The sequence below is a fragment of the Polyangium fumosum genome (assembly GCF_005144585.1).
In the GTDB taxonomy this organism is placed as follows: Bacteria; Myxococcota_A; Polyangia; order Polyangiales; family Polyangiaceae; genus Polyangium; species Polyangium fumosum.
In genome coordinates, this window is the sequence record NZ_SSMQ01000013.1 from 160068 (window position 1) to 186595 (window position 26528).

The following is a 26528-nucleotide window of genomic DNA, read 5'->3' on the forward strand; positions in this document are numbered from 1 at the left end:
CCTGCGCGGCCGAGAGCCATGTCGACCCTCGTCTCCGCAACGCCACGAGCGCTCGCGCCTGCCCGTACGCTGAGCGACGTCGTTCACAACTGCGACCAGGATGATCCCCTCCCGAGTGGGGATCCTCGGTGGCAGGACCTCTCGGAGGGGCGTGGGGACGCGGCGGCGGAGACGCTCGTGCAGGATCTGCAGGCGCGCCAGAGCGAGCAGATCATCCACGCGGCGTTCGTGAGCCACCGCGGCGCGGGCAAGAGCACGGAGCTCCGGCGCATCGCGGGCCTCGTCGGGGAGGCGTACCACCCGCTCTACATCGAGGCGACGGTCGAGATGGATCCGATCCGCATCGAATCGGAGGATCTGCTCCTCAACATCGCGCTCGCGGTCGAGAAGGAGATGCGTCGGATCGGAAAGAGCCTGCCTGCGGAGCTGCTCCGGCGTGTCGAGCAGTGGTTCGCGGACGCGATTCGCTCGACGAAGTGGGCACAAGGCTACGACGCGAACGTCGCGGCTGGCATCGAGGGCAAGTTCGAGATCCCGTTCCTCGGCAGCATGTTCGCGCAGGCCAAGGCGCTCATGAGGTACGAGAGCGAGTACCGCACCGAGGTGAAGCAGGTCCTGAAGAAGTTCCCCGGCACGTTGATCCAGAACGTGAACGACTTCCTCGAAGCCGCACAACAAGAGCTCGGCGGCCGCGCGCTTCTCCTGATGATCGACAACCTCGACCGGTACGAGCCCTCGGTCATCGACGAGCTGCTCGTCGTCGGCGCGGATCGGATCCGGAGCCTTCGCTGCAACTTGATCCTCACGCCGCCGATCAGCCTCTTGCTTCAACCGCGCTCCGCCCAGCTCGACGCGAGCTACGCCTGTTACGACATGTTCACGGTCCGGCTGCGTCGGCGCGACCAGCGCTACGACGAGTTCGACGGCAAAGGACGTGACCTGCTCGAACAGGTCCTCGCGAAGCGGATCGACCTCGACGTGGTGATGCCGGACAAGGAGGTCCGGGATCGGCTGATCGCGGCGAGCGGCGGCGGGATCCGCGAGCTCCTGGATCTCGTCTCGTGGACGGCGAGATTTGCCCGGCTGGGTGGAGAGAAGATCGCCGAGCGCGACGTGGAGAAGGCGATCGCGCGGCGCAAGCAGCGGCTCCGGGATCAGATCAACGTGAACGGCTGGTGGGAGGCGCTCGGGCACATCGCGGAGACCAAGGAGGTCGGCGACGACGACAAGTCGCTCGCGGTCCTCTTCCATCGCCTCGCGTTCAAGTACAACGGCGAAGGCTGGTACGACGTGCACCCGCTCGTGGACGAGCTGATGCGGGAGCGGCGCCGGTGACGTTCGAGCCCGAGGCCCTGCTCGGCGAGGACGACGGCCTCGTGCTCCGCCGGTTCTTCGCGTGGGGCGTGGGGCACGGGTTCGACCTGGCGATCGTGCAGATCACGACGCCGTGGAAGCGGGACGCGCTGATCGCGTGGGCCAAGGCGAACGTGCCGGGCGTCGCGGTGATCGATCTGCGCGAGATCGGCCCCGACAAGCGGAAGCTGTGGGACGTGCTTCGGGAAGCGACGGCGCCGGAACAGGGCACGACGTCGCTGATCCTTCACGGGCTGGAGGAGGCCGAGGCAGAGGAGCGGATCGTCGCGCAGCTCAACGTGGAGCGGGACGAGCTCGCGCGGGGATTTCCGCTGCCGTGGCTCTTCATCGTGCATCCGACCGTTGCGCAGGTGATGGAGCGGAAGGCGCCCGACTTCGCGGATTTTGCCGGGGCGTGGATGTGGGAGGAGAAGCCCGAGCCGCTGCGGTTGGAGCTTGCGGCGATCGATGCTCGGTATGCGGTTGCAGCGCCGCTACCCATGGACACGGAAGCGGTGGACGAGTTACTCGCCAAGGCGGCGGAGGCCATCAATTTCGGCTATCTGGACGAAGCAGCAGATTTCCTCGCGCAGTATGATCTGCGGCATCCGAACGCACAGTCGGTGGATCCAGACCGGATGCTGTTCGAAGCGAACCTGCTTTTGGCAAAGGGCCGCTTCGAGCAGGCGCGAGCCATCTTCGAGCGGGCTCGCAAGGCGTACGAAGCCACGGATGATTCTTTCGGAGTGGCCGCAGTCTTACATCACCTCGCCACGATCGCGGAGAACCAAGGGCGATACGAGGAAGCCCGTAGTTTTCTCGAGAGGTCCATCGCGGTCAAAGCGACCAGCGATAGGTATGACCGTATCCCGGCCTCCCTGAATCGACTCGCGAGCATCGCGGAGCGTCAAGGACGGCTTGACGAAGCACGTGGCCTGCTCGCTCAGGCGCAGATGCTCTTGGAGCAACTTGGTGACCGCGCCGGGCTTGCTGCGTCACAGCATCAGCTTGCCATCCTGGAGATGGATGAAGGGCGCAACGAAGAGGCTCGGACGCTGCTCCTGGGATCCCTCGCGACGAACCGGGAGATTGGTGATCGCGTGGGATGCGCAGCGTCGCTTCATCAACTAGCGATGATCGCGTGTGACCGGGGCGAGCTCGACGATGCGCTGAAGCTTCTCGAAGAGTCGAGCGCGTTGCACGAAGAGATCGGTGATGTCGGGAAACGCGCGGCTTCGTTGCATCTGCGTGCTGTCCTGGAATCGGGGTTTGGTAGGAACGACGAGGCCCGGAACCTGCTCCGGGAATCGATCGCAATCCGCAAAGCCATTGGGGATGTTGCGGGGCTGAGTACATCCCGGCTCGTGCTCGGTCAGATCGAAGTTGCCGCAGGACACTTCACCGAAGGCCGCCGCCTCGTGCAGGCCGCCGTCGACACCCTCGAAGCCATCGGCTCCGCGCAAGCCGAAGAAGCCCGCTCCATCCTCCGCGACATCGACGCCCTCCAGACCCCGCCCTCCCCCACCTGACTCCCGCCCCTCCACTTCCGCAGTACACTCCCCCCGATGCCGAACCTCCTCGCCATGTCGTTCGAGGGCGAGCTCGCGCCTTGTTTCGACCTGCGATGCCTCCACCCGGGCTCGAAGCGTCCCCCCGACGGCTGGGGCCTCGGCTACTACCCCGGCGGCGAGCCCAGCGCCTCCGTCCTCAAGGAGCCCGCCCCGCCCCACGGCTCCATCCGCAGCGAGCTCGTCAAAGCCTGGGAACACCTCGAAGCCTCCCTCTTCGTCCTCCACATCCGCACCGCCACGTGGGGCGCGATCAGCGACGCCAACACCCAGCCCTTCTCCCGCAGCTACGCCGGCCGCGACTGGCTCTTCTCCCACAGCGGCAGCCTCCGCCACCGCCTCGAACGTTCGAGCACCAAAAGTCTCTTCGAACCCACCGGCTCCACCGACAGCGAGCTCATCTTCTGCGAACTGCTCGCCGTCTTCGCGCAGAACGGCTGGCGCAGCATCGGCGACGCCGATCCCGCCGCCGTCCGCGCCTTCTTCGAACGCCTAGGCGCCCACGGCAACATGAGCTCCGTCCTCACCGACGGCCGTGATCTCCTCGCCTACGCCGACGCCCACGGCGAAGGGCACCTCCACCTCGGCACCATCCGCCCGCCCTACCAAAAGCTCATCCTCGAAGACGCCGACCTCCTCCTCGATTTCAGCCGTCGCGGCGTCGAAGCGCAGAAAGGCATCCTCGTCGCCTCGAACCCGCTCGAAGGCCTCGGCGCCACCTGGAAGGCGATGTCCCCCGGGCACCTCCTCGTCGTGCGGCAAGGCGCCATCATCGTCGACATGCCTCCCGGCGCCGCCACCGTGCAGCGCGCCGCCGGCCGAGATCTCCAGCGCCCCGCGCCCGCCGAGCCCCGACACCTGTCGATCGTCCACCGCACCGCCTACCACTACGACAAGCCCGTCGAGCGCAGCTCCCACCTGCTCCGCCTGACGCCGATCCACGATCGCCTACAGACTCTCCACGCCTCCACCATCACGCTCTCCGTCGACGGCAAGCAGCGCGACTACGACGACGTCTTCGGCAACCACGCGCGCAAAGTCGTGATCGAGCAGAGCTACACCGAGCTCGTGATCGAAGCGCGCTCCGAAGTGAGCCTGCTCGACACCGAGCCCTTCGGCCTCCGCCCCTTCCACGCCCGCAGCACCATCCCACTCGTATGGATGCCCTGGCAGCGCCAAGTGCTGCAGCCCTACCTCTTGCCGCCCGAGCTCCCCGAGAGCCAGCTCGAAGTCCTCGCCCGCTACGCAATGACCTTCGTCGAGCGCAACGACTACGATCTCGTCGACACGCTGCTCGACCTGAACCAAACGATCTACCGCGACTACCTCTACCAAAAAGGCTCCACGAGCCTCTCGACGACCCCCTACGAGGTCTACACGCGGCGCACCGGCGTCTGTCAGGACTTCGCAAACCTCTTCATCTGTCTCGCCCGTCTCCTCAGCGTCCCCGCGCGCTACGTCTGCGGCTACCTCTACACAGGCCCCAAGCACCCAAACCACAGCATGGCCGAAGCCTCCCACGCCTGGGTGCAGGTCTACCTGCCCGAAGTCGGCTGGAAAGGCTTCGACCCCACGAGCGGCGTCGTCACACAAACCGATCACGTCCGCCTCGCCGTCGGCCGCAGCTACGTCGACGCCACCCCCACCTCCGGCACCATCTACACAAGCGGCGTCCGCGAAACCCTCGACGTCGCCGTCCACGTCACCCCCATCGGCTGATGGCCGTGGCGCCGGGGCGCTGCCCCGGTCCCCGCGGGGGGCTGTCCGCCCCCTCGACCCCGGACCAGCCAGGGGCTGGACCCAGGGTTGAAAAACTGCGCGGTGCGCAGTTTTTCAAACAGGCCGACGAAGAACGCAGGTTGCCAGCAGAGTCCGCAGCGCGGCTGTCTTGGTGGGCAAGGTCGTCGCTGGTCTTGCCACCGGCTGTTCGATGAACTGCGCACCGCGCAGTTCATCGACCCGGGTCCAGCGCCTCGCTGGTCCGGGTGCAGGGGCGGACAGCCCCTGCTGGGGTCTGGGGCAAAGCCCCAGCTCCGCGCCCCCCGCCTAGCCCACGACCGGCAACACCAGCCGAAGCCGTGTCCCGCGCCCTGGCGTGGTCTCCATGTCGATTCGCCCGCCGTGCATCGACACGTTGCTCTCGCTGAGGGACAGCCCTGCTTCTGCGCTGGTCCCTGTGCTGCGACCGCTCCCGAACACCTCGACGCAGATCATGCCTTCCTCTGCGGGCGCGAGCACGACGCGCACCTCGTTTGCCTTCGGATCACCCTCGGGCAGCGCGCGGATCGTTCGTAGCAAGATGTCGACGAGGGCGAGTGCGATTCGTGCTGGCTCGCCGGCGACGAGGGGCACGTCGGCCACCTCGGACGAGAGCCGCGCGCGCGCTTCGATCACGCCGCATGTCAGCATCAGCGCTGCTTCGACCACGCGCTTGATGTTTGTCCGCGGCGGCGTCTCGCGTGAGGCCTCGCCGAGGATCCGCATGTCTCGCATGATCCTTGCGATGCGCTTCGCTCCGCTCGTCGCCTCGTCGAGCGCCTTTGCCACGTCCTCGCTCTTCGTGGTGCCGAGCGCCTCCGATACGTACTTGAGGTTCCCGATCAAGTACGAGAGCGGATTGTTGATCTCGTGCGCCACGCCTGCGGAGAGCGCGGCTGCCGTGCCGAGCCTTGCATCGGCCTCGCGTTGCCGCTGCTCCGTGATGTCGCGCATGATCGACACGAGCAGCCGCTCCTCCTTGCGCACGGCGAGCAGCACTCGCTTCTCGGCGAGCACCCGCTGTGATCCGTCGGGCGCCTTCACCGTCACCTCGCGCTCGTCGGCTGTCTGCGGCCACCGATCGGGCCGCCCGCCCTTCGGCGTGGGCTTCAGCGCGTCGGCGGATTGCCCGAGCACCTCCTCGCGGGATCGCCCGAGGAGCGCGCAGAACGCGCGGTTTGCGATCGTGATTCGCCCTGTGTCGTCCTCGACGGACAGCGGATCGGGCACGGCGTCGATCACGGCGAGCCGCGCTTCTGCTTCGAGCGACTCTTGCTCTGCGTGGATCATCGCGGTGATGTCGCGCGAGACCGTGACGAGCTCCTCGATCACGTCGGTGCGGGGATCTCGCACGGGCCGGCTGATCGTCTCGAGCCACGCGTACTCGCCGTCCTTGCGTTGCAGCCGGATGATCGCGCCTGCGACTTGCGCGCCTGCGTCGAGCGCGCCGAGCGCTTCGAGCAGCTTCGAGACATCCGAGGGATGGAGGATGTCGAGGATGCTCGATCCGAGCAGCTCATCGGGCTCGTATCCGAGCACGGTGCGACATGCGGGCGAGATGTAGAGCCGCACGCCGCCGGGCGAGAAGCGCGCGAGGATCTCGGTCGAGCTCTCTGCGAGGTGGCGAAACCGCTGCTCGCTGCGCTCGGCGTGCCGGAGCGCGTCCCCGAGCATGGCGGCCCGCACGGCGTCCTTCTTCCGCTGCGCGACGCGCCGGAACAAGAGCCCCACGCGTGACGTGACGAGGCTCTCGTTGCCTGGCCAGAGCATGAAATCATCGACGCCCTCGTCGCAGAGCGTCTCGATGTGCTCGGGTGTCGCGGCCATCGCGAGGACGACGGGCCCGCCGTCCGGGGCACTCCGGAGCGTGCGACACGCGGCCAGGATCGAGGCAAAGTCCTGTTCGTCCTCGGACGAGAGGAGCACGGCGATCCCGATCCCCGCGCTCGACGCTGCCGCGAGCTCCAAGGCAGGCACGACGGCGACGTCACTGCACTGATCCCGAAGCAACCGCTCGAGCGGTTGTGGATCGGCCTTGGAAGAAGCGACGAGCAAAGCCTTCATACGAGAAAACCCCCGCCATCCTGCCACACTTTTGGGGAGGGTGTCGCGCTCGATGGCGCGACACCCTACGGCCCTCACTCCACTTCGTTTCGTTCGGGCCTACCCGGCGGTATGGCGGCTGGCTCGCTGGGGGAGGTTGCGGGGGTTGGGTGACGCTTTGCGGTGGGGGGATGAGGGGGTTTTTCGGGTCTAGCCGGTGGTTTGGCGGCTGGCTCGCTCGGCGAGCGTGGCGACGACTTGACGGATCGCGTCGGTGCCGGACGTGGCGGGGATCACGTAATCGTCGGGTGTGTCGGGGAATCGTTCTCGGTCGTCGATGCGGAGCCCGGCGAGCTCGCCGCTCCAGCCTGCGATCTCCAGCGCCACGACGATTCGATCGTGGATCCAGGCCATGGCGATTTCGGAGAGCGTGCCCGCGCCGCCGCCGACGGCGACGATGGCATCCGCATGGGCGACCAGCGCGTTCCGCAAATGCCCGAGCCCGGTCGGAATCGCGATATCGACGTACGCATTGGCGGCGCGCGGGTCATGCCCCGGAAGCAGCCCCACGGTATCTCCGTCTCGATACCGCGCCGACGCGCGCGCGCCGCGACAAGCGGCTTCCATCACGCCGCCGAGGCCGCCGGTGAGGACACGAAAACCAACCTCGACGGCCGCACGACCGGCCTCGAAAGCAGCTTCGTACGCGGGAGATCCAGGGAGCGCGGTGCCGTCACCGATGATGGCGAGAAGGGGGCGGGGCATGGTCGGATCAGAGGGTATGCCGTTCCAGGTAAGACCGGAACATCAGGGAAAAGGGCGCCTCGGGTTGGGCGAAACGACGCAGGAGTTCCCGCTCGTCATCTCGCATCGCCTGCCTACCCTCATGGTTCATCGTTGACAAGACTTCTTACGTCCTCGCTCCGACGAGGGATCGAGGCATTGAGCGATAGGGAAGACCTTGTTTGCCTGCTTCATGTGCGTGCCTGGCGAGGTCCCGGGCTCGGAACGCCCGAAGTCCCGCCTGCACGCGTTGCAATCACCGATCGGACCGCCCCTCCCCCCGCCTGCACGCATTGCAAACACCGATCAGACCGCCCGGCCCGCCGCCTACACGCGTTGCAAGCCCCCCTCGGACCGTTCGGAGCCCCGCCTGCAAGCGTTGCAAGCCCCGCTCGGACCCCTCGGATCGCCCTCTGCAAGCGATGCAAGCGCCCCTCGGACCCCTCGGATCGCCCTCTACACGCGTTGCACGCGCCACCCCGCGCGCTCGAACCGCTCTTGCCCGCCTACGCGGCCCCTCTCCCCGCCGCCCAGGCCAGCGCCCGCTCCCGCAGCCCCCGCACGAACGCGTCCTTCGCCTGCGAATACGACGAAAACATCGTCGCCCCGCGCTCCACGGCCTCCCGCTTGTGCCGCGCGTACGCCTCCACCTCCGCCGGATGCGCCCGCAAATACTCCCGCACCGCGAGGTTCCCAGCCCAGAACGGCCCCCCGTGCTCCGTCACCGCCACATTGAAATGCGGCGCCGCCCCCCGCTTGCGCAGGTACATCCGCCCCGGAACGAAGATCTCTCCAAAGTCCTCGTATCCGATCGCCACGAGCCCCGCGACGTGCGGCTTTGCTTCCTGCAAATCGGCCACGCCGACCAGGATGTCGACGATCGGCTTCGACACGAGCCCCGGCACCGCCGAGCTCCCGAAGGGCTCGATCGCCACCACCACCGGCCCGAGCGCCGCCCGCACACGCGCCGCCTCCGCCTCGAAGTCGAGGGGCCAGCGCGCGTCATAGGCGACGATCGAAATCGGCTCGTCGACGTCCCCGCGCATGGCCCCTCCCCTCCCCGGCGTTACCCCTTCGCCGGCGGCGCCGCCGGCACGAGGCCAATCTTCTTGTACACCTTCGACAGCGTCTTCCACGCCCGCGACCGCGCCTTCTCCGAGCCCCGCGCGAGGATCTGCTCGAGGCCGGCCTTGTCCGCCATGACCTCGGCATACCGCTTCTGGAACGGCTCCAGCGTCGCCACCACCACGTCCGCGACCTCCGACTTCAGATCGCCGTACCCCTTCCCCGCGAAAGACGCCTCCACCACCTCCACCGGCTGGTTCGACAGCGCCGCGTGAATGGTCAGGAGGTTCGACACCCCCGGCTTCTTCTCGACGTCGTAACGGATCTCCGTCTCCGAGTCCGTCACCGCGCGCTTGAACTTCCGGCGAATCACGTCCGGCGTATCGAGCACCGCGATGTAGTTCTCCGGGTTCGGGTCGCTCTTCGACATCTTCTTCGTCGGCTCCTGCAGAGCCATGATCCGCGCGCCCACCTTCGGCACGAAGATCTCCGGGGTCACGAAGGTCTCCGAGTATCGCTGGTTGAAGCGCTGCGCCACGTCCCGCGCGAGCTCGAGGTGCTGCTTCTGGTCGGCCCCGACCGGCACCAGGTTCGCCTGGTAGATCAGGATGTCCGCGGCCATCAGCACCGGGTACGTGAAGAGACCCGAATTGATGTTGTCCTCGTGCCGCGCCGACTTGTCCTTGAATTGCGTCATGCGCGACAGCTCGCCCATGTACGTCATCGTCCCGAGCACCCACGCGAGCTCGGCGTGCTGCGGCACGTGGGATTGGAGCACGATCGTCGACGCCTCCGGATCGATCCCGCAGGCAATGTACTGCGCCGCGAACGACAAGCAGCGGTTCCGGAGCTCCGCCGGCACCTGCTTCACCGTCAGCGCGTGCAGATCGACGACCAGGAAGACGCAGTCGTACTGGTGTTGCAGCTCGACCCAGTTCTTCAGCGCGCCCACGTAGTTGCCGAGCGCGAGCTGCCCGCTCGGCTGGATCCCCGACAAGATGACTGGCTTCTTCTGCGGCTGCTGGGTCGACTCGCTCACGCGTGCCCTCTATCGCCGGCTGCCGGCCGCGTCAACCCCTCGTATTCCCAGGCCAAGCCTGGGTGAGGAGGATTCGTCGCGTCAAGCGACTTCGCGCCCGTCCTCAGGGCACGACGATTGCAGCACACGGCGCTGTGTCCATCATTTGCGGTACGACGCTGGCGCCCGAGAACGAGCAGGCAAACCAGGCTGCCGCAGCACTCTCGTTGCTGCTCGGCGACGAGTTGCACCTCGTCCACGTCGTCGATGAGCTCGGCGCCGAGCTCGCCCTCACCGAAGAATACGACACCCTCTACGAGCCGGCCGGCAGGCATCTGCGCGGCGAGGCGGATGACCTGCGGCAGCTCGGCATCCAGATCGAGCCCGAGCTCGCCGCGGGGGCATGGCATGCGGAGCTGCCCAGGATTGCCATGCATCATCGTGCGCGCTTGATCGTGCTTTCGCCCCATCCGGGGGTCGTGCGCAAGCGCCCTTCTCCCTGGGCCGCCGTGAGGATCGCCCGCGCCGCGCCCATTCCGGTCATGCTCGTCCGCCATGCGGATGGACTGCTCCGCTGGGCCCAAGAGCGTGCCCCGCTGCGCGTCCTCATCGCGCTGGGGTGCTGCCCAGGCTCACGTGCCGCCCTGCGCTGGATCGCCGAGCTCCGATCCGGCGGCCCCTGCGAAGCATGGCTGGCGTATGTCTCACGTATGGGAGGCGTTTCGGACGCCAGCGCAGAGATATCGGCGCACCCTTATCGCAGCCTGCCTCCGTTCCGCTGCGAGCCTCCCCTCGACGAGGTCGAGGCATTCCGGGACGAACTCCGCCGGCTGGGGGTAAGCGTCACGAAGACCAGCGTCCAGGACGCGAGCGTGCTCGAAGACCTCGCGCAGCGAGAGGCCATCGATCTCGTCGTGGTCCCCCGGGACCTGCCGCGAGGCCACTTGTGGCCGAGGTGGGTGTGGCACAGCCTGTTTCGAGCCGCTGTGCCCGGCGTCGTCGTTTGCGTGCCGCCCGATGATGCAGCCGAGCGCGTACGGCCGGCAGGGCCGCTGAGCGAGCTCGTCCGCCATCCTCCGCCGCGTTGACGGCACGTTTCTTCCTAACGGTCCGCTCGCCCGTGGACTCCGGACCGGTCTCTTCGCGAACCGGGGTTCAACGTGGCGTCGAAGCGGCGACGGGGGAGCGCAGTGTGCAGACGATACTCATCGCCATCATCGCCACTCCCTTCGTGGGCGCTCTGGCCACGCTCTTCCTCTCGCCCCGCTGGGCGGGACGGATCGCCCTTCTTCCCCCGGCGCTCGTGCTCGCGCTCGCCATCCCACGCTGGCCGGCGGCCGCTACAGGGGAGACGAACATCGTCACGATCCCCTGGTTCCCATCCGCGGGAATGACGGCGAATCTCCGCCTGGATCACCTCGGCGCGTTTTTCGTCCTGCTCATCGCGGGCGTGGGCCTCGGCATCGTCCAGTATAGCCGCGCCTATCTCGGGAAAAAGGCCACGCCGCGGTTCTGGGCCGCGCTGCTCGCATTCATGGGCGCCATGCTCGGGCTCGTCCTCTCGGATTCGCTGCTCTTGCTCTTCGTGTTCTGGGAGCTCACCACCCTCGCCTCCTTCCTCCTCATCGGAATGGACGGCCAGAGCCCGGAGGCGAGGGCGGGGGCCATTCGGGCGTTCCTGGTGACAGGCGCTGGTGGGCTCTCCCTGCTCGCAGGCACGCTCGTGCTCGGGCAGATCGCCGGGACCTACGACCTCTCCAGCATGCCCGCGCGCGCAGAGCGTATCCTGGCGAGCCCCGCGCGGGATGTCGCGCTCCTGCTCATGCTCGGCGGAGCCTTCGCCAAATCGGCTCAGGTCCCGTTCCATTTCTGGCTCCCGGGCGCGATGGCCGCGCCCGCGCCGGTGAGCGCCTATCTCCACTCCGCTACCATGGTGAAGGCGGGCATCTTCTTGATCGGCCGGCTATCGCCGATCTTCGGCGCGTCGCCCGCGTTCCAGCCCCTCCTGCTCACCGTGGGGCTCACGACGTTCCTCGTCGGCGGATGGGACGCCGTGCGCGCGTGGGATCTGAAGAAGCTCCTCGCCCACAGCACCGTCGCGAACCTGGGCGTCCTCACGGCGCTTTATGGCGTATCCCCTCCGGCCGAGGTCCACGGAGGGATCGTGCGCGGGGAGTTGCTCGCCATCACGAACCACGCGCTTTACAAATCGGCGCTGTTCCTCCTCGTCGGGTGGATGGAGAAGGTCTCGGGGACGCGTGATCTCTCGATCCTGAGAGAGGAGCGCTGGTTTCAGCGCGAGCCGGTCGCCGGTGTGCTCATCGGGATCGGTGCCATCTCGATGGGGGGCTTCCCGTTCCTGCTTGGCTTCATGAGCAAGGAAGTGTTCCTCGAAGCGCTCCTCGAGGCCCGATTTCCTGGCGTCGTCGCCGCTGTCGCTGCGGCCGTCGTGGGGGGCGCGATGGCGGTCGTCTATGCGCTCAAGCTCTGCGTGAGCACGTTCTGGGGGCCGAAGCTGCCGCCCGATTCGCGCGGCTATCGGAGGGCATCGCTCTCGAGATGGCTTCTCGTCGTGCCGGCCGTTTTCCTCTTGCCCCATGTGATCGGGGGCATCGCCCCGGGGTGGTTCATCGGATCCGTGCTCGAGCCGGGGACCCATTGGCCCGCGTGGATCGCCGTGTGGCACCATATCGATGGCATCTTCCTGCTCAGCGTCTCTACCCTCGCGCTCGGCGTCGGGGGGTATCTTTTGTGGAGACGATATGCGGAAGTGCCGTCCCAACCGGAGACGCAAATCGCCTTCGATCGCCTCGCCTCCACCGTGCTGGGCGCGTCGAGCTGGTTCACTCGCGCGGCGCAGGCGGGCGGGCACCCGCGGTATCTGGTCGTCATGCTCGTGTTCGCCGCCGCGGCCGCGGCGGCCGCCATGCGCGGAGGTTCGCCCCCGCCGCGCCCCGGCGCAGAGGCCTGGTCCGTCGACCTCGCCGCCGCGTCGCTGCCCGCCGCGATCGTCGCCGCCGGCGCCGTGCTCGCGGTGCTCATGCAGGACCGCGTCTCCAAGGTCGTCCTGATGGCCGCGGCTGGATATGGGTTGGCGGTCTTTTACGTCCTCTTCCGGGCGCCGGACCTCGTGCTCACGCAGATCCTGGTCGAGACGATCTCGCTGCTGCTCCTCCTGCTCGTCTTTCAGCGGCTCCCGCGCCTGGGCGCCGACGAGCGATCGCGCGGGCAGCGAGCCATGCACGGGCTCTTCGCGGCTGCGCTCGGGCTCGGAATCGCGATCCTCGCCTGGGCTTCGGGCATCCATCCGGCCGCTCGTCCAGCAGGCGCGGAGCAACTCGCGCTTTCGTTGCCCGAGGCGAAGGGACGCAACGTGGTGAATGTCATTCTGGTCGATTTCCGAGGCGCCGACACGCTCGGGGAGATCACCGTGCTCGCCATTGCCGCGATCGGGGTCGTGGCCCTCCGCGTGGGGCGCGCCCGAAGGGAGGGCGCATGAATTCGTTTCTCCTGCGCCAGGTCGCGAGGGGTGTGCTCCCGGTGGCCGTCCTCTTCGCCGTCTCCTTGCTCCTCCGTGGCCACGATGCGCCGGGCGGTGGGTTCGTCGCGGGGCTCGTCACCGCGGCCGCCGTGGTGCTCCACGCGCTCGCGAACGTCGCCCCGTCCGAGCGGGCGCGGAGGCCGCGCGTCCTCGGCTCCGTCTGGCTCGGGCTCCTCGTCGCCGCGGGGACCGGTCTCGTCGCCGTCGCCGCCGGCGGCCCGTTCCTCACGCATTCTCATTTCGATGTCGGGTCCGGCTCGGCCACGATCCACCTGTCCACGACGCTCCTCTTCGACGTCGGCGTGTTTCTGGTGGTGGTCGGCTCGACGATCACGACGCTCGCCGCGTTCGCCGGAGGGGAAAACCCGCGATGATCGGCCTCGCCGCGGTCCTTTCTGGCGTCCTCTTCGCGTGCGGGCTCTACCTGCTCCTCTCCCGCAATCTGCAGCGCATGGCGATCGGCTTCTTGCTCCTGTCGAACGGCGTCAATCTCTTCGTCCTCACGTCCGCGGGGCTGCCCGCGGGCGCGGCGCCGCCGCTCGTCGGCGAGGGCGAGGGGGCGAGCCGGGCCCCGTTCGCCGATCCCCTGGCGCAGGCCTTCATCCTCACGGCCATCGTGATCGGCCTCGGGATGGCCGCGTTCCTTTTGGCCCTTTCGACGCGGCACCACGACGCCTCGGGGCGCGATGACGTCGAGGGGGACGACGAGACATGATGGATTCGCTCCTCGTCTTGATCCCGGTCGTATGGCCGCTCATCACGGCGGCGCTCCTGCTCCCGCTGACAGGCCGAACGCGGCTCCAGCAAGCGGCCGCGCTCGTGAGCGGGGGCGTTTTGCTCGCGAGCGCGATGCTGCTTTGCGCGCGCACGGCGCGCGGCGCGATCCTGGTCCTGCCCCTCGGCGGCTGGAGCCCACGCGTCGGGATCGTGTGGGTGGCGGACGCGCTGGCCGCCGTGATGCTCCTTTTCGTGGCGACCGTCTCGTATGCGACGCTGCTCTACGCGGCCGGCTCGCTGCGTGGGGAGCGCGAGCGCCGGTACTTCTATCCGCTGCACCAGTTCCTGCTGGTCGGCGTGGGAGGCTCGATCCTGACGGGCGACATCTTCAATCTCTTCGTCTTCTTCGAGGTCATGTTGCTCGCGTCCTTTGCGCTGATCGCGCTGGGAGGACGTGCACGGCAGGTTCGAATGGGCGTGCCCTACGTGATCGTCAACCTCGTCGGGAGCGCGCTGTTTCTCGCAGCCGTGGGCGCGATCTACGGCGCGGCTGGCACCGTCAACATGGCGGAGCTCTCCCTGCGCGCCGGAGGCGGCGGTTTGCCGGGGGTCTTCTGGGGCGCGACGGCGCTCGTGCTCGTCGTCTTCATGGTGAAGACCGCTCTTTTTCCCGTCTTCGCATGGCTGCCCGATTCCTATCCGGAGGCGCCCGTCACCGTGAATGGCCTCTTCGCCGGGCTGCTCACGAAGGTGGGTGTGTACACGCTCTTCCGCACCATCCCGCTCCTCGGGGGGGCGGCGCCCGGCGGATGGCAGCCGGCGCTCGTCGCCATCGCGGCCACGACCATGCTCGTCGGGGTCTTCGGCGCGCTCGGCCGGAGCACGATCCGTGGCGTCCTCTCGTTCCACATCGTGAGCCAGGTCGGCTACATGATCTTCGGGCTCGCCCTGTTCACGCCGCTCGCGCTGGCCGCGGGGTTGTTCCACACGCTCCACAACATGCTCGCGAAGACGGCCCTCGTCTTTGCCGGCGGAGTCGCGGAGCGCATGGGCGGATCAGGAAAACTCTACGCCATGCGTGGGCTCGCGCGGACGGAGCCATGGCTCGCGGCGGGATTCTTCGTCGCCGCGATGTCGCTCGCGGGGATGCCCCCTTTGAGTGGTTTCTGGGGGAAATGGTTCCTGGTCGCGGGCGGCCTCGCGGCCGGCGCGCCCGTCGCGACGGGTATCTCGTTGCTCGTGGGCCTGTTCACGCTCGCATCCATGTTGAAGATCTGGAATGCCGTCTTCTGGGGCGAACCAAAGGGCCAGCGATACCCGGGGCGCGGCCGGCATCGCGGCATGCTCGGGGCGACGCTTTCGCTCGCGGCGATGAGCCTTTTGACGGGGCTCCTCGCCGCGCCGATCTTCTCCCACCTCGAGCGCGTGGCGACGCAACTCCTCGACGTCACGCCCTACGTCGCTGCCGTGCGCGCAGCCGAGCGTCGTGACGACCATGCGGAGGCCCCATGAGCGCGCTCGCGTTGAACCTGCTGCTCGCCGTGGTCTGGATGTTCATCCAGGCGACCTTCTCCCTGCGCAGCTTGATCATCGGGTTCGGGATCGGCTTCGTCGTGATCGCATTCGTGCAGCGCCTTCGCGGGAGCCACGCGTATGCGCGGACGGCGGCCTCGATCGTGCGCCTGTTCGCGTTTTTCCTCGCGGATCTCGTGCGGAGCAACCTCACGCTCGCCCGCGACATCCTCCGCCCCGTACCCGCTTTCGTGCCGGCGCTCGTTCGTTTCGAGGTCGCGGACCTGTCGCCCGTCGAGACGGCGCTGCTCGCGAACCTTGTCTCGCTCACGCCGGGGACGCTCACCGTCGATGCGGAGGACGACGGCAGCGCTCTCTATGTTCATGCCCTGTATGGAGGCGACCCGGAAGGCGTCCGCCGGCGTATCGGCCAGCTCGCAGGGATGATCCGCCGCGCCGGCGGGCGCCCCATGCCGCCCCGGGACGCGGCATGAGCCCCGGCGTTTTCAAGATCGCCGTGCTGCTCCCGGCGCTCGTGGTCCTCGGCGTGGGCGTCGCGTTTTGCTTCGCGCGCATTCTCCGCGGTCCCTCACCGTTCGACCGTGTGCTCGCCTTTGATTGTCTCGGGCTCAACGTCGTGGGCGCGCTGCTGCTCCTCTCGAGCCTGTTCGACACCGATGTCTTCCTCGACGCGGCGCTCGTGGTGCTCCTCTTGGGCTTTCTGGGGACGATGTCTCTGGCCGCGTACCTGGAGAGAACCCGTGCTGATTGAGGCCGTCGCCGTCGTTCTGGGTGTCTGCTTCATGTTCCTGGCCTCGTTGGGGGTGCTTCGCCTGGACGATTTTTATGCTCGCATCCACGCCCCCACCAAGGCCGCGACGCTGGGGCTCGTGTTCCTGCTCGCCGCGCTCGCCTTCGAGGTGCAAGACAAGGCTGCTGTGACGAAGGCGGTGCTCGCGATGTTGTTCGTCGGGATGACGGCCCCGGTGGGAGCACACATCCTCGCGCGGGCCGCCTACCGGCGTGGGGTGCGTCCGTCCGCCCGTGTCGATGAGTACGCGCATCTCGTGGCTGCGACAAAGACCAGGGCCGCCCCTGGAAGGGAGCGAGACACGAAGCCGTGAAGCATCTCCCCGTTCTCGACAGGACCCCTCGCGCCCACTCGACGGTCACGCGAAAGCGTGCGATGGTCGGAGCGCATTCATTGCAAGGAAGGGTGCAGCGACGGTCGCTGCAGGACCAAGGATGGTCGGGCCGCCATCCCAGCCGGCGAATCTGCCGGCGAGGGACGGAGCATGTCGACCACACACACACCGGGGCGGGGCCCCCTTCCTTCGTCGCCTCCCGAAGCCTGGGAGCCGCTCTTGCGTCTCACGCGGCTCGCGAGTCGTCCGCTCGAGCGTTTCCTCCAGATCGAGGCCGCGAGCGGCATCTTGCTCCTCGTCGCCGCGGCCGTCGCGCTCGTCTGGGCCAACTCTCCCTGGGCGGAGAGCTACGTGTCGCTCTGGCACACGCCTCTCGGGATTCGCATCGGCACGTTCAGCTTCGAGCGCACGCTCGAGTGGTTCGTCAACGACGGCCTGATGGTGATCTTCTTCTTCGTCGTGGGGATGGAGATCCGACGCGAGATCCACCACGGCGAGCTCTCCGAGTGGCGGCGCGCGGCGCTCCCCGCCGCGGCGGCGCTGGGCGGGATGCTCGCTCCGGCGGCGCTTTACCTGACCTTCGCCGGCGTCCCCGCGACCCGATCCGGGTGGGGCGTGCCCATGGCGACCGACATCGCCTTCGCCGTCGGTATCCTCACGCTGCTCGGCAAACGTGTCCCGGCGGCGCTGCGCGTGCTCCTGCTCGCGCTCGCGGTCATCGACGATCTCGGAGCGATCGTCGTCATCGCGCTCTTCTACTCGAAGGGCATCTCGATCTCGGGGTTCGTGATCGCCGCGGCAGGGTTTGGCGGCGTGTTCGCGATGCAGCGCTTCGGCGTGCGCGCGAAGCTCGCCTACGTCGCGCCGAGCATCGTCGCGTGGGCCGGCATCTACGCGGCGGGGGTTCATCCGACGATCGCCGGTGTGATCGTCGGACTCGTGACGCCGGTGCGCGCGTGGCTCGGGCCGGACGGGTTCATCGTCGGCGTTCGCAACCAGCTCGAGCACCTCGCGAAGTCCACGCCGCACGAGCTCTCGTCGCACGAACTCGTGGGGACGCTGCGGCACGTGGACCTCGTGCGACGTGAAGCGACGTCGCCCGCCGAGAGCCTGATCACGACGCTCCATCCGTGGGTGGCCTTCGGCATCATGCCTCTGTTCGCGCTCGCCAACGCGGGCGTCGCCGTGTCGGGTGGGTCGCTCGATCCCGCCTCGTGGCGTGTCCTCATCGCCGTCGCCGTGGGCCTCGTCGTCGGCAAGCCGGTCGGCGTGCTCCTCGCTTGCTGGATCACGCTGCGCCTGCGGATCGGTACGCTCCCCGTGGGCCTCTCCGTGCGGCACCTCGTGGTGCTCGGCGTCGTCGCCGGCGTGGGGTTCACGATGGCCTTGTTCGTCGCGCAGCTCGCCTTTGCGGACCCGTTGCTGCTCGCCGCGGCGAAGCTCGGCGTCCTTTCGGCGAGCGGCGGCGCGGCGATCCTCGGACTCGGCCTCGGTCGCTCGCTCCTCGCGCCGGTGGGGACGACGGGCGCCGCGCAGACGGCCGACGAGGCGGAGAGCTCGACGGAAGTCTGATGACGAGCCCGTGGATTCACCTCGTCGGGGGCGCGGTGCTCCTGTACTTCGGCGCGGAGTGGTTCGTCGGCGGCGCGTCCGCTCTGGCGCTCGCCTTGCGGGTGCCGCAGATCCTCGTCGGCCTCACGGTCGTCGCTTACGGCACGTCGGCGCCCGAGGTCATCGTGGGCGTGCAGGCGGCGATCGACGGGCACGGCGAGGTGGCGCTCGGGAACGTCATCGGCTCGAACATCGTGAACATCGGCCTGATCCTCGGCCTCGCCGTGCTCATCCGGCCGGCGCGGGTGGACGGCGCGCTTCGCCAGCGTGAGCTGCCGATGTTCGTCGCGAGCGCGCTCCTCGTCCCGCTGCTCTTGCTCGACGGCGCGGTGCGCCGCTGGGAAGCGGCCGGGCTGCTCTTCGTGGCGGCCGCCTACACGGGATGGATGATCCGCGCCGCGCGCTCCGCTTCGGTGGTCGCCGAGGCCCGAGCCGACGCGGCCGTCGCCGAGCGAGCCGCGGACGAGGCCGGAGCCCCGAAGCGCGGAGGAGCCTTGCGATCCGTGGCGACGGCCGGCGTCGGCCTTTTGGTCCTGCTCCTCGGGGGCGACATCTTCGTCGACGGCGCAGTCTCGGTCGCGCGCGCGCTCGGAATGAGCGATCGGCTCGTCGGCCTCACCATCGTCGCGGTGGGAACCTCGTTGCCCGAGCTCGTGACGGGGGTGATCGCCGCTCGACGCGGGCACGCCGACATCGTCATCGGCAATGTCGTGGGATCCAACATCTTCAACACGTTCCTCTGCCTGGGCGCCGCGGCGCTGGTGGGCCCGGTGCAGGCTCCGCTGAGGTCGCTCGGGCTGGATCTCGCGGGTCTGCTCGTGATGACGGGGCTCGGGGCGATGTTCATCCGGAGCGAGCGGACCGTCTCGCGCCTGGAGGGCGCGCTCGCGGTCGGCCTCTACGTGGCATTCACGGTCGTGACCGTGGTGCGAGGCTGAGCCCCCCTGCGTCGATCTTCACGACCGGAACATCGGGAAGGTCCAATGGCAGACATACATCCCTACAGCTCCGTACGCAGGCGGCGCGAACATGGTTCCAGGGCTGCGCCGATTCGATCGACGGGTTCGAGCGGACGGACGTGGTCGTCAATGCGGGCGCGAACCCCCGATGTTCGTCGCGAGCGCGCTCCTCTTCTTCCCGCTGCGACGAGACGAGACCAGCGGTCTAGACCGTTCCTCCAACGAGCAGGCCGGAGGTGAGACATGCCCGCTCCTCAGCTCCCGATCGGATTCCAGCGCTTCCACGCGAACGATTTCGTGAACTACCAGCTCAACCGCGCCCACGCGCTGGGCACCCTGCCTCGGGCGACCGCCGAGCGTGGGGCTCTCCGGATCACGCGGCCGGAGGATGTACCCGCGGTCTTCGGTGCGCTCGCCAGCGAAGCCGAGCGTGAGGGGTGGTGGACCGAGGCCGCCGGATGCTCCCGGGTGGCCGAGTTTTTCACCCCGCGCCCCTCCGACGAGCAGGTCGCCGCCTACGAGCGATACCGGGGGCTCTGGGATCGCGCGGTCGCCGACGAGGGTATCACCCGCCACGAGGTGCCGTTCGAGGGCGCCTTCCTGCCCGCCCTCCGCCGGCCCGCGGTAGGCGCCCCCCGAGGCACCGTGCTGGTGTTCGGTGGGTTCGACTCGGTGATCGAGGAGTTCTTCCCGATCTGGCGCAGTGTTTCCGAGGCCGGCTTCGACGCCATCGCCTTCGACGGACCTGGCCAAGGCGGCGCCCGCACGCGCCACGGCGTGCCGCACACCCACGACTGGGAGCGACCCGTCGCGGCCGTGCTGGATCATTTCAAGGTGGAGCGCGCGGCGCTCGTCGGGATGTCGATGGGCGGGTACTGGTCGATCCGGGCGGCCTCGCGCGAGCCGCGTATCGCCGCCGTGGTCTCCTGGTCGCCGGTGTACGATTGGTTGGGCAGGTTCCCCCGGTTCGTCGGATCGCTCGTTCGTCGGATGGTGGGTTTCACGAGGTTCATGAACGCGACCATCCGCTGGCGAATGCGCCTGTTTCCCGTTCTCCGGCACGTCGTGGGGCAGGCGAACTGGATGACCCGCACGGAGGAGCCGGTCGCGGCGGCGCGCTGGTTCCTGGGGATGAACGCGGAGCACCTCGGCTCGGCGCGTGTCACCGTGCCGACGCTCCTTTTCGTGGGAGAACATGACCGGTTCCAGCCCCCTGCGCTCGCGACTCTCCAGGCGCGTGCGCTCACCGCCGCCCCCGTGACCACCCGCATCTTCACCGCCGTCGAGAATGCCGACCAGCACTGCCAGATGGGGAACCTGCCGCTGGCGACGGCGGAGCTCTGCGGCTGGCTCGGGCGAACACTCCCGCCAATGCCGAAGCAGCATACCGCATGAGCTTCCAGCACCGTGAAGCCCTGCTCGCCGCCGCGCGATCGAGGCATTCATCACGTCCGGCTTCGGGGGCGCGTCGCTGAGCTCCATCCTGGTAACGGCGAGGATGAGCAATGCGCAGTTCATCGAACAGCCGGTAACGACCCTGCCAACCAAGGCGACAGCGCTGCGGGTTCAACGGGCGGCATACACGCCGCCCGCTTGAAACCCACCTCCATGGTCTTGCCACCGGCCCGTTGGAAGAACTGCGCATCGCGCAGTTCTTCCACCTTCGGTCCAGGCCGTGCCTGGTCCGGGGTCGAGGGGGCGGACAGCCCCCCGCGGGGTCCGGGGCAGCGCCCCGGCGCGGCGCCTCAGTTGATCCCGCAGACCACCTTGCCGTTGGCCTCGTCCTTGTTGTTGCCGTCGTTGCACTCCTGCACCGTGTTTTGCGGGTCCACGATGGCGTAGATCAGCACGAGCAGGTTGGGCGGGAAGTTCGACATCTTCGACGTCAGCATCACGCTTTGACCCGGGTCCAGCGGGCCTGCGATCGTCTCCTCGTGGACCGGCGTGCCGCCCTGGTTGGGATCACCCGCGTAGAATCGTACGAGGATGTTGCTCGCCGGGGCGGAGCCATCGTTGTAGACCGTCGCCGAGACCGTCGGCGAAGGGCATGAGCCGTCGGAGGCTACGCCCACGTCGATGCGCAGATCTGGCTGCACCTCGCCCGGCGCGACCATGGCTTCGAGGGTGTTGTTGTCCTCGATGCATTCGCGCTCCTGGTTTGCGGCGTCCACGACCACGCGCACCTTCTCCGGCAGCGTCCCCGGCGAATTGTTCATCGCGTCGTAGCTCACGGTCACCAGGATGGATTGCCCTGGCTCCAGGCTCGTCCCGAGCACCGCCGTCAGCGGCGTCTGCGCGGCGTCTGCGTAAAGCGCCTCGTTTGGCGTCCCGTTCATCCATTCGCCGTAGAAGGCGACGACCACGCCTGGGCCCACGCGCACGTCGCCGTCGTTGCGGATCTCGACCGTGATGTCGAGCTTCGTGGAGAGCTGCCCGCAGGCGGCGTCCGGCGACGACATTTGAATGCCCGAGACCTGGAGATCCGGCGCGACGCCGAACGAGCGCGGGTTCGAGCGGTACGTGTTGTACTCGCGCCCATTGTAGGTCTTCCAGTTCTCCGGCTCGAGCGGCGGGATCGCCCCGCTCTCCAGCACATTCGTCACGTGGTAGGCGTGCTGGTTCCAGATGCGCCGCGCGGGCACCCACGTATCGCTCGTGTCGCCCCAGACCGCGATGCCGTTCGGGTAGTTGTAGCCCACCGAGCACGAGCTCGAATCGTTGTTCGAGCAGAACACGATCTCTGCGTTGCCGTCGTTGTCGACGTCGGCGATGACCGGGTTTTCCGTGCGTGTCCGGCTCGGCGAGTGCTCCTTGAAGAGCACCTCCGACGTCGTGCCGTCGTAGATGCGGAACCAGCACTCGTCGTTGTAGATGACCTCGGCTGCGCCGTCGCCGTTGAAATCGAAGACGCTGGAGGCCGTGACGCGGCTCGAATCGTCCTCCGTGATGCGCATCCAGCCGTTGTGCAGGCACACGCACGCGCCTTTGGCCGTGTTGCAGACCGCGCCTGCGCTGCATTCGGCGTCGGTCGTGCAGGCCGCGCCGGGCGCGCGGGCGGGGTTCGTGTTCGCGGCGGCGTCGCTGATCGCCGTGGGCCACGCCGGGCAGCTCGCCGCCGTCGCTTGCAGGTCGATCATCATGTACCGCGTGCCGAACGCGGTGCCGATCTCGGGGAACCCGTCGCCGTCGAAATCGTCGACGTTCGGCGCGCCGCCGTTGTCGCCCGCGTTCAGGTTCGTGAAGCGCCGCTGCGTGCCGGTCTCGCCGTTGTAAATCGCGAGGTAGCCGCGCGAGACCAGGATGACCTCGGGCTTGCCGTCGGGCGCGTTGCCCGGCCCCGGCGCCGCTGCCTCGTCCGCGCCGAGGATATCGGCCACGGCGCAGAAGCCCTCGCGTTGCGTGTTTGGCACCTTCGCGGCCCCGTTGACGGCCTGCGCGTCCCAGACGACCTCGAGCTGGCCGAGGCAAAAGGCGCTCATGTCGCCCGCCGCGCAATCGGCGCGTTTCTCGACGCCGGCCGGCGGCGTGGGGAACCGGTAGACCGTGCTGCCTGCCACGATCTCCTGCTTGTTGTCCCCGACGAGGTTTGCCACGCAGGAGATGGCCCCCTGCCCGTTGTTGCCGTTGACCGTGAGCGTGCCGGCGAACCTGTCGACGAACACGAGCTTGTTCGTCACCGGATCCTTGCCGAGCGTGAAGACGAACCGGCCGACGATGATCTCGGCGAAGCCCTTGCCGTCCACGTTCGCGAGCGTGATGGCGGGGACGTTGTAGCCCGCCGAGGGCAATTGATTCACCGCCGACTGCACGATGATGTCGCCCTTGTTGTCGAGGATGGCGACGCCGCCGGTCGACACGCCCGACACGACCTCCGTGGGCATCACGATCTCGGGCACGCCGTCATTGTCGAGATCCCCCGCCGCGAGCGAGCCTGTCGAGTTCGCGATGCCTTGCGTGTTCACCCACGCCTTGTTCAGCGGATCGCCCTCGTGCCAGACGTTCGTCCCGGCGTTGGCGAAATAGTCCTTGCCCTTGTTCGGGCCGCCGCCGTGGATCGCGCGGACCACGCCGTCCTCGTCGGCCAGCGTCGAGTGGTACGTGGTGAACACGATCTCCGGGAAGTCGAGCTCGTTGATGAGGCCGTCGCCGTTGTCGTCGTCGAGGTTCACGACGAGCGGCGTCATGCTCACCTGCGCCGAACCCGCGAAGGGCGCGTTGACGGCCACGTTGTTCGGCGTGACGCCGGTCCCGCCCCACTGGATCTCCTTCTTCGGCAAGACCTGCGAGAACGGGACGGGCGGCAGCGTGCAGGTCGCGGGCTTGCCCGTGCCGACGCATTGACCGACCTCGCAGGCCGTGTCCGGCGGGCAATCCCAGTCGTCCTCGCAGGGGCACGAAGCGTCGCCCATGCCGGGGTCCGTGCACACGCTCATGTAATACGAGGTGCTGCCGCAGGTGAACTGCGCGGTCGTCCCGGCGCCGTTCGCGTTGCATGCATAAAGCTCGTTCCCCGTGCACGTCGTCGTGCCGGGGACGCAGGCGTCGTCGACGCAGATCGTGCCATTGCAATACTGGCTCGCCGGGCACTGCACGTCCTGCGTGCAGGAGATGTCCTTGCAGATCGCGCCGCCGCCGGGCGTGACCTCGCAGATCTCGGTGGGCTTGCAGTTCAGCATGCCGCACTCGTTGTTCACGCAGCCGGGCATTCCATCCGGCAGCACCTCGCAGTGCTGATCGGGCGCGCACTGGATGCCGACGCACAGGTCCCCGCCGCCGCCTTGGCCGCCTTGGCCGCCGGCGCCGCCGGAGCCCGCGAGGATGATTCCGCCGTCGCCGCCGTCGCCGCCTGAGCCGCCGGTGCCGCCGGTGCCGCCGCTGCCGGAGGGGGTTCCCGAAGTGGTTGGCTGCTGCGCCTCGCCGCCACAACCGGCGGAGAGGAGCGCGAGCAGCGGGAGCGCTGTCAGGAGAAAGGAGCTCGATCGTCGCATGATCGAGCAGGATATCGGAACGACGCCTCCGCGGAAATCGAGAAAAGGCCGCGTACCACATGACGCGGCGCCCTCGCTTCACGGGACGGGCACGATGCTCATCCAGTTCAGCATCGTGTATTCATCTTGTTGCCCTGCCTCCATCGTGACGTTGCCGTCGTTCACGTCGACGACCACCGACGCGACCCGGTAGGGCGTGGCGGGCGTCGTGGCCACGGCGTCGAAGAGCGTCTGCCCCTCCACGACGACACGATTCTTCTCGTACGTGCCATCGTGCCAGCCGATGGAGACCGTGACCTCGTACTTGCCCTTCGCGATATCCCAGTTGAACGTGTCGGTGCGCCCGTAATCGTTGTAGATCACGCTCTTCTGGAGCTCCGAGACCGGCGCATTCGTGAGGTACTTGTAGAGCATGATCCCCGGATCGCCGATGTACGGCCCCGACCAGCCGTACCCTCGTTTCGCTTCGTAGGCCTCCCAGCCGACCTTGATCCATTCGTGGCCGTCCACCACGAGCGGATTCGCGGCAGGCTGTCCGTTCGGGTCCTGGAAGTTGATGTAATAGGCGGCGCGCGGGTGGGCGCCCTCCGGGGTGGAGTCGAGCGCGGGGCAGCCGTTCACCTTGCCTTCGAGGTAAAGGCCGAGCTGGTCGCGCAGGTGCGCGAGCGCGGAGGCGTCGCGCGTGTAGGAGGTCGGCGAGGAGACGGCGCTCGCGGCCGAGAGGTCGCAGCCCGTGGCTTCCTCCGGCGTCTTTGGCATCGTGCCGCCCGCCGCGCGGAGCAGGTATTCGAAGTCCTCGGCGCCTTCGCGCAAAAGCTCCCAGCGAATGCTGCTCACGAGCGCGCCGTCCTCGGGGGGATAAAGCAGAAAGCCGTCACCGTTCTGCTTCGTGCCCTGCGGCCGCGGGTTCTGGTAGGGATCACTCCCCCAGCCCGTGACCGAGTAATAAGCGAACCCGCGGATCCGGTACTTCCACGCGGCCCAGTGGGCGATGCGCGTCTCGATGCCGGGGTGGTCGATCGTGATGGGGTTGAAATGCGGCGGGAGGTCGCCGTAGAGGAAATACCACCACACGGTCTCCCCGAGCGCCTGGCGCGTCTTGGCGTAGGCGGGATCGAAGTGCGAGAGGTCGGCCCACCAGAGGTCGTAATGGCCACTGCCGATCGAGGCGTGCTCGGCGATCTCGGGCTTCGGCTCCTCGCTGATCGCGAGGCGCAGGTTCGGCGCGGCCTTCTTGGCGAGCTCCGCGAGGAACGCGGCGACGGCGTAATCCTCGGGGCCCTGGGGCTCGTTCTGCACGTAATAATAGCCCTTGTCCTGCCAGCCCTTCGCCACGAGGTAGGCGTCGATCGCGGCGAGCAGCTTCGACCACTCGGCGTTGTACTCGGGCGTGCCGAAAGCGTCCTGGCCGCGGTCCTTGCCGCAGAACGTCTGCGGCCGCGGCCGCACGTTGTCGACGAACTGCATGATCTGAAACGAAGGAAACCCGACCCCGTTCCACCCGGCGCCGTCGATGTACGCGGGGCCGAGCTGGGAGAAGTCGTAGGGATTGTTCTCCTCCAGGAACGAGCCCGTCGCGCAATCGTACTCGATGCCGCCGTTGTAATTGAGCCCGGCCGGCCAGGCGACGCTGCCCGGGACGAGGCGGTGCTCGTAGAAGAAGTCTTTCAGCGCGCGGACCTTCTCCAGGCTCTCGCTGCCGCCGAGGGCCTCGAAGCTCGTGTTCCAGTTGCCGTCGAAGCCGAGCTTCGCCGGGAGCTCGAAATCGTAGACGTGGAGCGTGACGGGGATGTCCTGCGTGGCGCCCGCAGTCGTGACCGTGAGGGTCGCGGTATAGTCCCCGGCGGCGGCCCCGGGCGGGACGCGCACGGTGATCCAGAACGGCTGGTTTTCGCCCGCGGCGAGGTCGTGCGAGGCGCCGAAGGCCGTCGGGTGGAGCGGATCCGGGACGTAGGGGCTCACGATCGACGCAGGATCCGAGGGCTCCGTGATGTGGACGTACCCGACGCGGTGCATCCGGACGTCGTCGAGCGTGCCGGGGCCGGTGAACGGCGTGAGCGTGATCGAGGTTTTGCCGGCGGCGTCGGGGCGGACGACGATCTGAAAAGGCTCGAGCTCGTTCTTGGCCGCGGAGATGTGGATGCCGTCGCCGGTGCTGGAAGGCGGCGTTGCCTCGCGGAGGATCTTGTCCATGGGCGTCGCGGTCCAGAGCGTCGCGCCCGCGGGCGAGGGCAAGACGAAGGCGCGATCGCCGGACGGCGTGCAATCGGTGCAAGGCGGGAGCGGCGGCTTCCCATTGCCGCCGGGCGGCCCGTCGGGGGAGCCACAAGCGAAGAGCGGGAGCACGAGCAAGGCGAAGCGAAAGCGGGGCATCGGTTCCTCCATCCCCGATGGTACGGCGGATCCGCGGCAAAACGCGAGCCACGGGCGCTCGCCCGCCCGAGCACGTTCCGCCCCCCGCAGGTCT

General features: G+C 68.1%; 20 protein-coding genes. 14 read left to right on the top strand and 6 right to left on the bottom strand.

Going from position 1 to position 26528, the window contains the following annotated elements; all coding sequences use genetic code 11:
• The first annotated feature begins 18 nt into the window (after window positions 1-18).
• From E8A74_RS15200 to E8A74_RS15210, 3 genes are read left to right on the top strand one after another with little or no spacing between them, the layout of a single operon-like run.
• Window positions 19-1335: a hypothetical protein gene (locus E8A74_RS15200; RefSeq protein ID WP_136929717.1), complete on the top strand. Its 1317-nt coding sequence runs from the start codon at window positions 19-21 to the stop codon at window positions 1333-1335.
• Complete coding sequence (locus E8A74_RS15205; RefSeq protein ID WP_136929718.1) at window positions 1332-2882, top strand: tetratricopeptide repeat protein; 1551 nt, start codon at window positions 1332-1334, stop codon at window positions 2880-2882. Before E8A74_RS15200 ends, E8A74_RS15205 begins: the two co-directional genes overlap by 4 nt.
• Before the next feature lie 36 nt (window positions 2883-2918).
• Window positions 2919-4640 carry a class II glutamine amidotransferase gene (locus tag E8A74_RS15210; RefSeq protein ID WP_136929719.1) on the top strand — a complete coding sequence of 574 codons (1722 nt, stop codon included), beginning with the start codon at window positions 2919-2921 and terminating at the stop codon, window positions 4638-4640.
• 327 nt (window positions 4641-4967) lie between these two features.
• On the opposite strand, the gene E8A74_RS15215 is transcribed toward E8A74_RS15210, so the two are convergent.
• The 4 genes from E8A74_RS15215 to trpS form a co-directional block, all read right to left on the bottom strand.
• On the bottom strand, window positions 4968-6743 hold the full coding sequence (locus E8A74_RS15215) for a PAS domain-containing sensor histidine kinase (RefSeq protein WP_136929720.1): 1776 nt from the start codon (window positions 6741-6743) through the stop codon (window positions 4968-4970).
• Between the two features lie 189 nt (window positions 6744-6932).
• Window positions 6933-7487: an SLOG cluster 4 domain-containing protein gene (locus E8A74_RS15220; RefSeq protein WP_136929721.1), complete on the bottom strand. Its 555-nt coding sequence runs from the start codon at window positions 7485-7487 to the stop codon at window positions 6933-6935.
• Between the two features lie 524 nt (window positions 7488-8011).
• Entirely contained in the window at window positions 8012-8551 is a 540-nt protein-coding gene (locus E8A74_RS15225) for a GrpB family protein (protein WP_136929722.1), read from the bottom strand.
• Between the two features lie 20 nt (window positions 8552-8571).
• Entirely contained in the window at window positions 8572-9609 is a 1038-nt protein-coding gene (trpS, locus tag E8A74_RS15230; protein WP_136929723.1) for a tryptophan--tRNA ligase, read from the bottom strand.
• 134 nt (window positions 9610-9743) lie between these two features.
• On the opposite strand from trpS, the gene E8A74_RS15235 reads away from it, so the two are divergent.
• The 11 genes from E8A74_RS15235 (at window position 9744) to E8A74_RS15285 (ending at window position 20468) form a co-directional block, all read left to right on the top strand.
• Complete coding sequence (locus E8A74_RS15235; protein ID WP_170229143.1) at window positions 9744-10676, top strand: universal stress protein; 933 nt, start codon at window positions 9744-9746, stop codon at window positions 10674-10676.
• 104 nt (window positions 10677-10780) lie between these two features.
• Window positions 10781-13087: a hydrogen gas-evolving membrane-bound hydrogenase subunit E gene (gene mbhE, locus E8A74_RS15240; RefSeq protein ID WP_136929725.1), complete on the top strand. Its 2307-nt coding sequence runs from the start codon at window positions 10781-10783 to the stop codon at window positions 13085-13087.
• On the top strand, window positions 13084-13503 hold the full coding sequence (locus E8A74_RS15245) for an MnhB domain-containing protein (RefSeq protein WP_136929726.1): 420 nt from the start codon (window positions 13084-13086) through the stop codon (window positions 13501-13503). The genes mbhE and E8A74_RS15245 overlap by 4 nt, the downstream gene beginning before the upstream one ends.
• Window positions 13500-13844, top strand: a complete 345-nt coding sequence (locus E8A74_RS15250; protein WP_136929727.1) for a sodium:proton antiporter — start codon at window positions 13500-13502, stop codon at window positions 13842-13844. Before E8A74_RS15245 ends, E8A74_RS15250 begins: the two co-directional genes overlap by 4 nt.
• A complete protein-coding gene (locus tag E8A74_RS15255) occupies window positions 13841-15358 on the top strand; it encodes a proton-conducting transporter transmembrane domain-containing protein (protein ID WP_136929728.1) in 1518 nt (505 codons plus the stop codon). Before E8A74_RS15250 ends, E8A74_RS15255 begins: the two co-directional genes overlap by 4 nt.
• Complete coding sequence (locus tag E8A74_RS15260; RefSeq protein WP_136929729.1) at window positions 15355-15852, top strand: Na+/H+ antiporter subunit E; 498 nt, start codon at window positions 15355-15357, stop codon at window positions 15850-15852. The genes E8A74_RS15255 and E8A74_RS15260 overlap by 4 nt, the downstream gene beginning before the upstream one ends.
• Window positions 15849-16130, top strand: a complete 282-nt coding sequence (locus E8A74_RS15265; protein ID WP_136929730.1) for an MrpF/PhaF family protein — start codon at window positions 15849-15851, stop codon at window positions 16128-16130. Before E8A74_RS15260 ends, E8A74_RS15265 begins: the two co-directional genes overlap by 4 nt.
• Window positions 16120-16482 (top strand): monovalent cation/H(+) antiporter subunit G, encoded by a 363-nt coding sequence (gene mnhG / locus E8A74_RS15270; RefSeq protein ID WP_170229144.1) that lies wholly within the window; start codon window positions 16120-16122, stop codon window positions 16480-16482. Before E8A74_RS15265 ends, mnhG begins: the two co-directional genes overlap by 11 nt.
• Before the next feature lie 171 nt (window positions 16483-16653).
• On the top strand, window positions 16654-18075 hold the full coding sequence (nhaA, locus tag E8A74_RS15275) for a Na+/H+ antiporter NhaA (protein ID WP_136929732.1): 1422 nt from the start codon (window positions 16654-16656) through the stop codon (window positions 18073-18075).
• A complete protein-coding gene (locus E8A74_RS15280; protein ID WP_136929733.1) occupies window positions 18075-19052 on the top strand; it encodes a calcium/sodium antiporter in 978 nt (325 codons plus the stop codon). Before nhaA ends, E8A74_RS15280 begins: the two co-directional genes overlap by 1 nt.
• 264 nt (window positions 19053-19316) lie before the next feature.
• A complete protein-coding gene (locus tag E8A74_RS15285) occupies window positions 19317-20468 on the top strand; it encodes an alpha/beta hydrolase family protein (protein ID WP_136929734.1) in 1152 nt (383 codons plus the stop codon).
• A gap of 350 nt (window positions 20469-20818) precedes the next feature.
• Here the strand turns inward: E8A74_RS15285 and E8A74_RS15290 are convergent, their stop codons facing one another.
• The gene (locus tag E8A74_RS15290; RefSeq protein ID WP_170229145.1) at window positions 20819-24061 is read right to left on the bottom strand and encodes a CARDB domain-containing protein; all 3243 of its coding nucleotides are present in this window, start codon (window positions 24059-24061) and stop codon (window positions 20819-20821) included.
• Between the two features lie 78 nt (window positions 24062-24139).
• Window positions 24140-26434 (bottom strand): glycoside hydrolase domain-containing protein, encoded by a 2295-nt coding sequence (locus E8A74_RS15300; RefSeq protein WP_170229146.1) that lies wholly within the window; start codon window positions 26432-26434, stop codon window positions 24140-24142.
• Window positions 26435-26528: the final 94 nt, after the last annotated feature.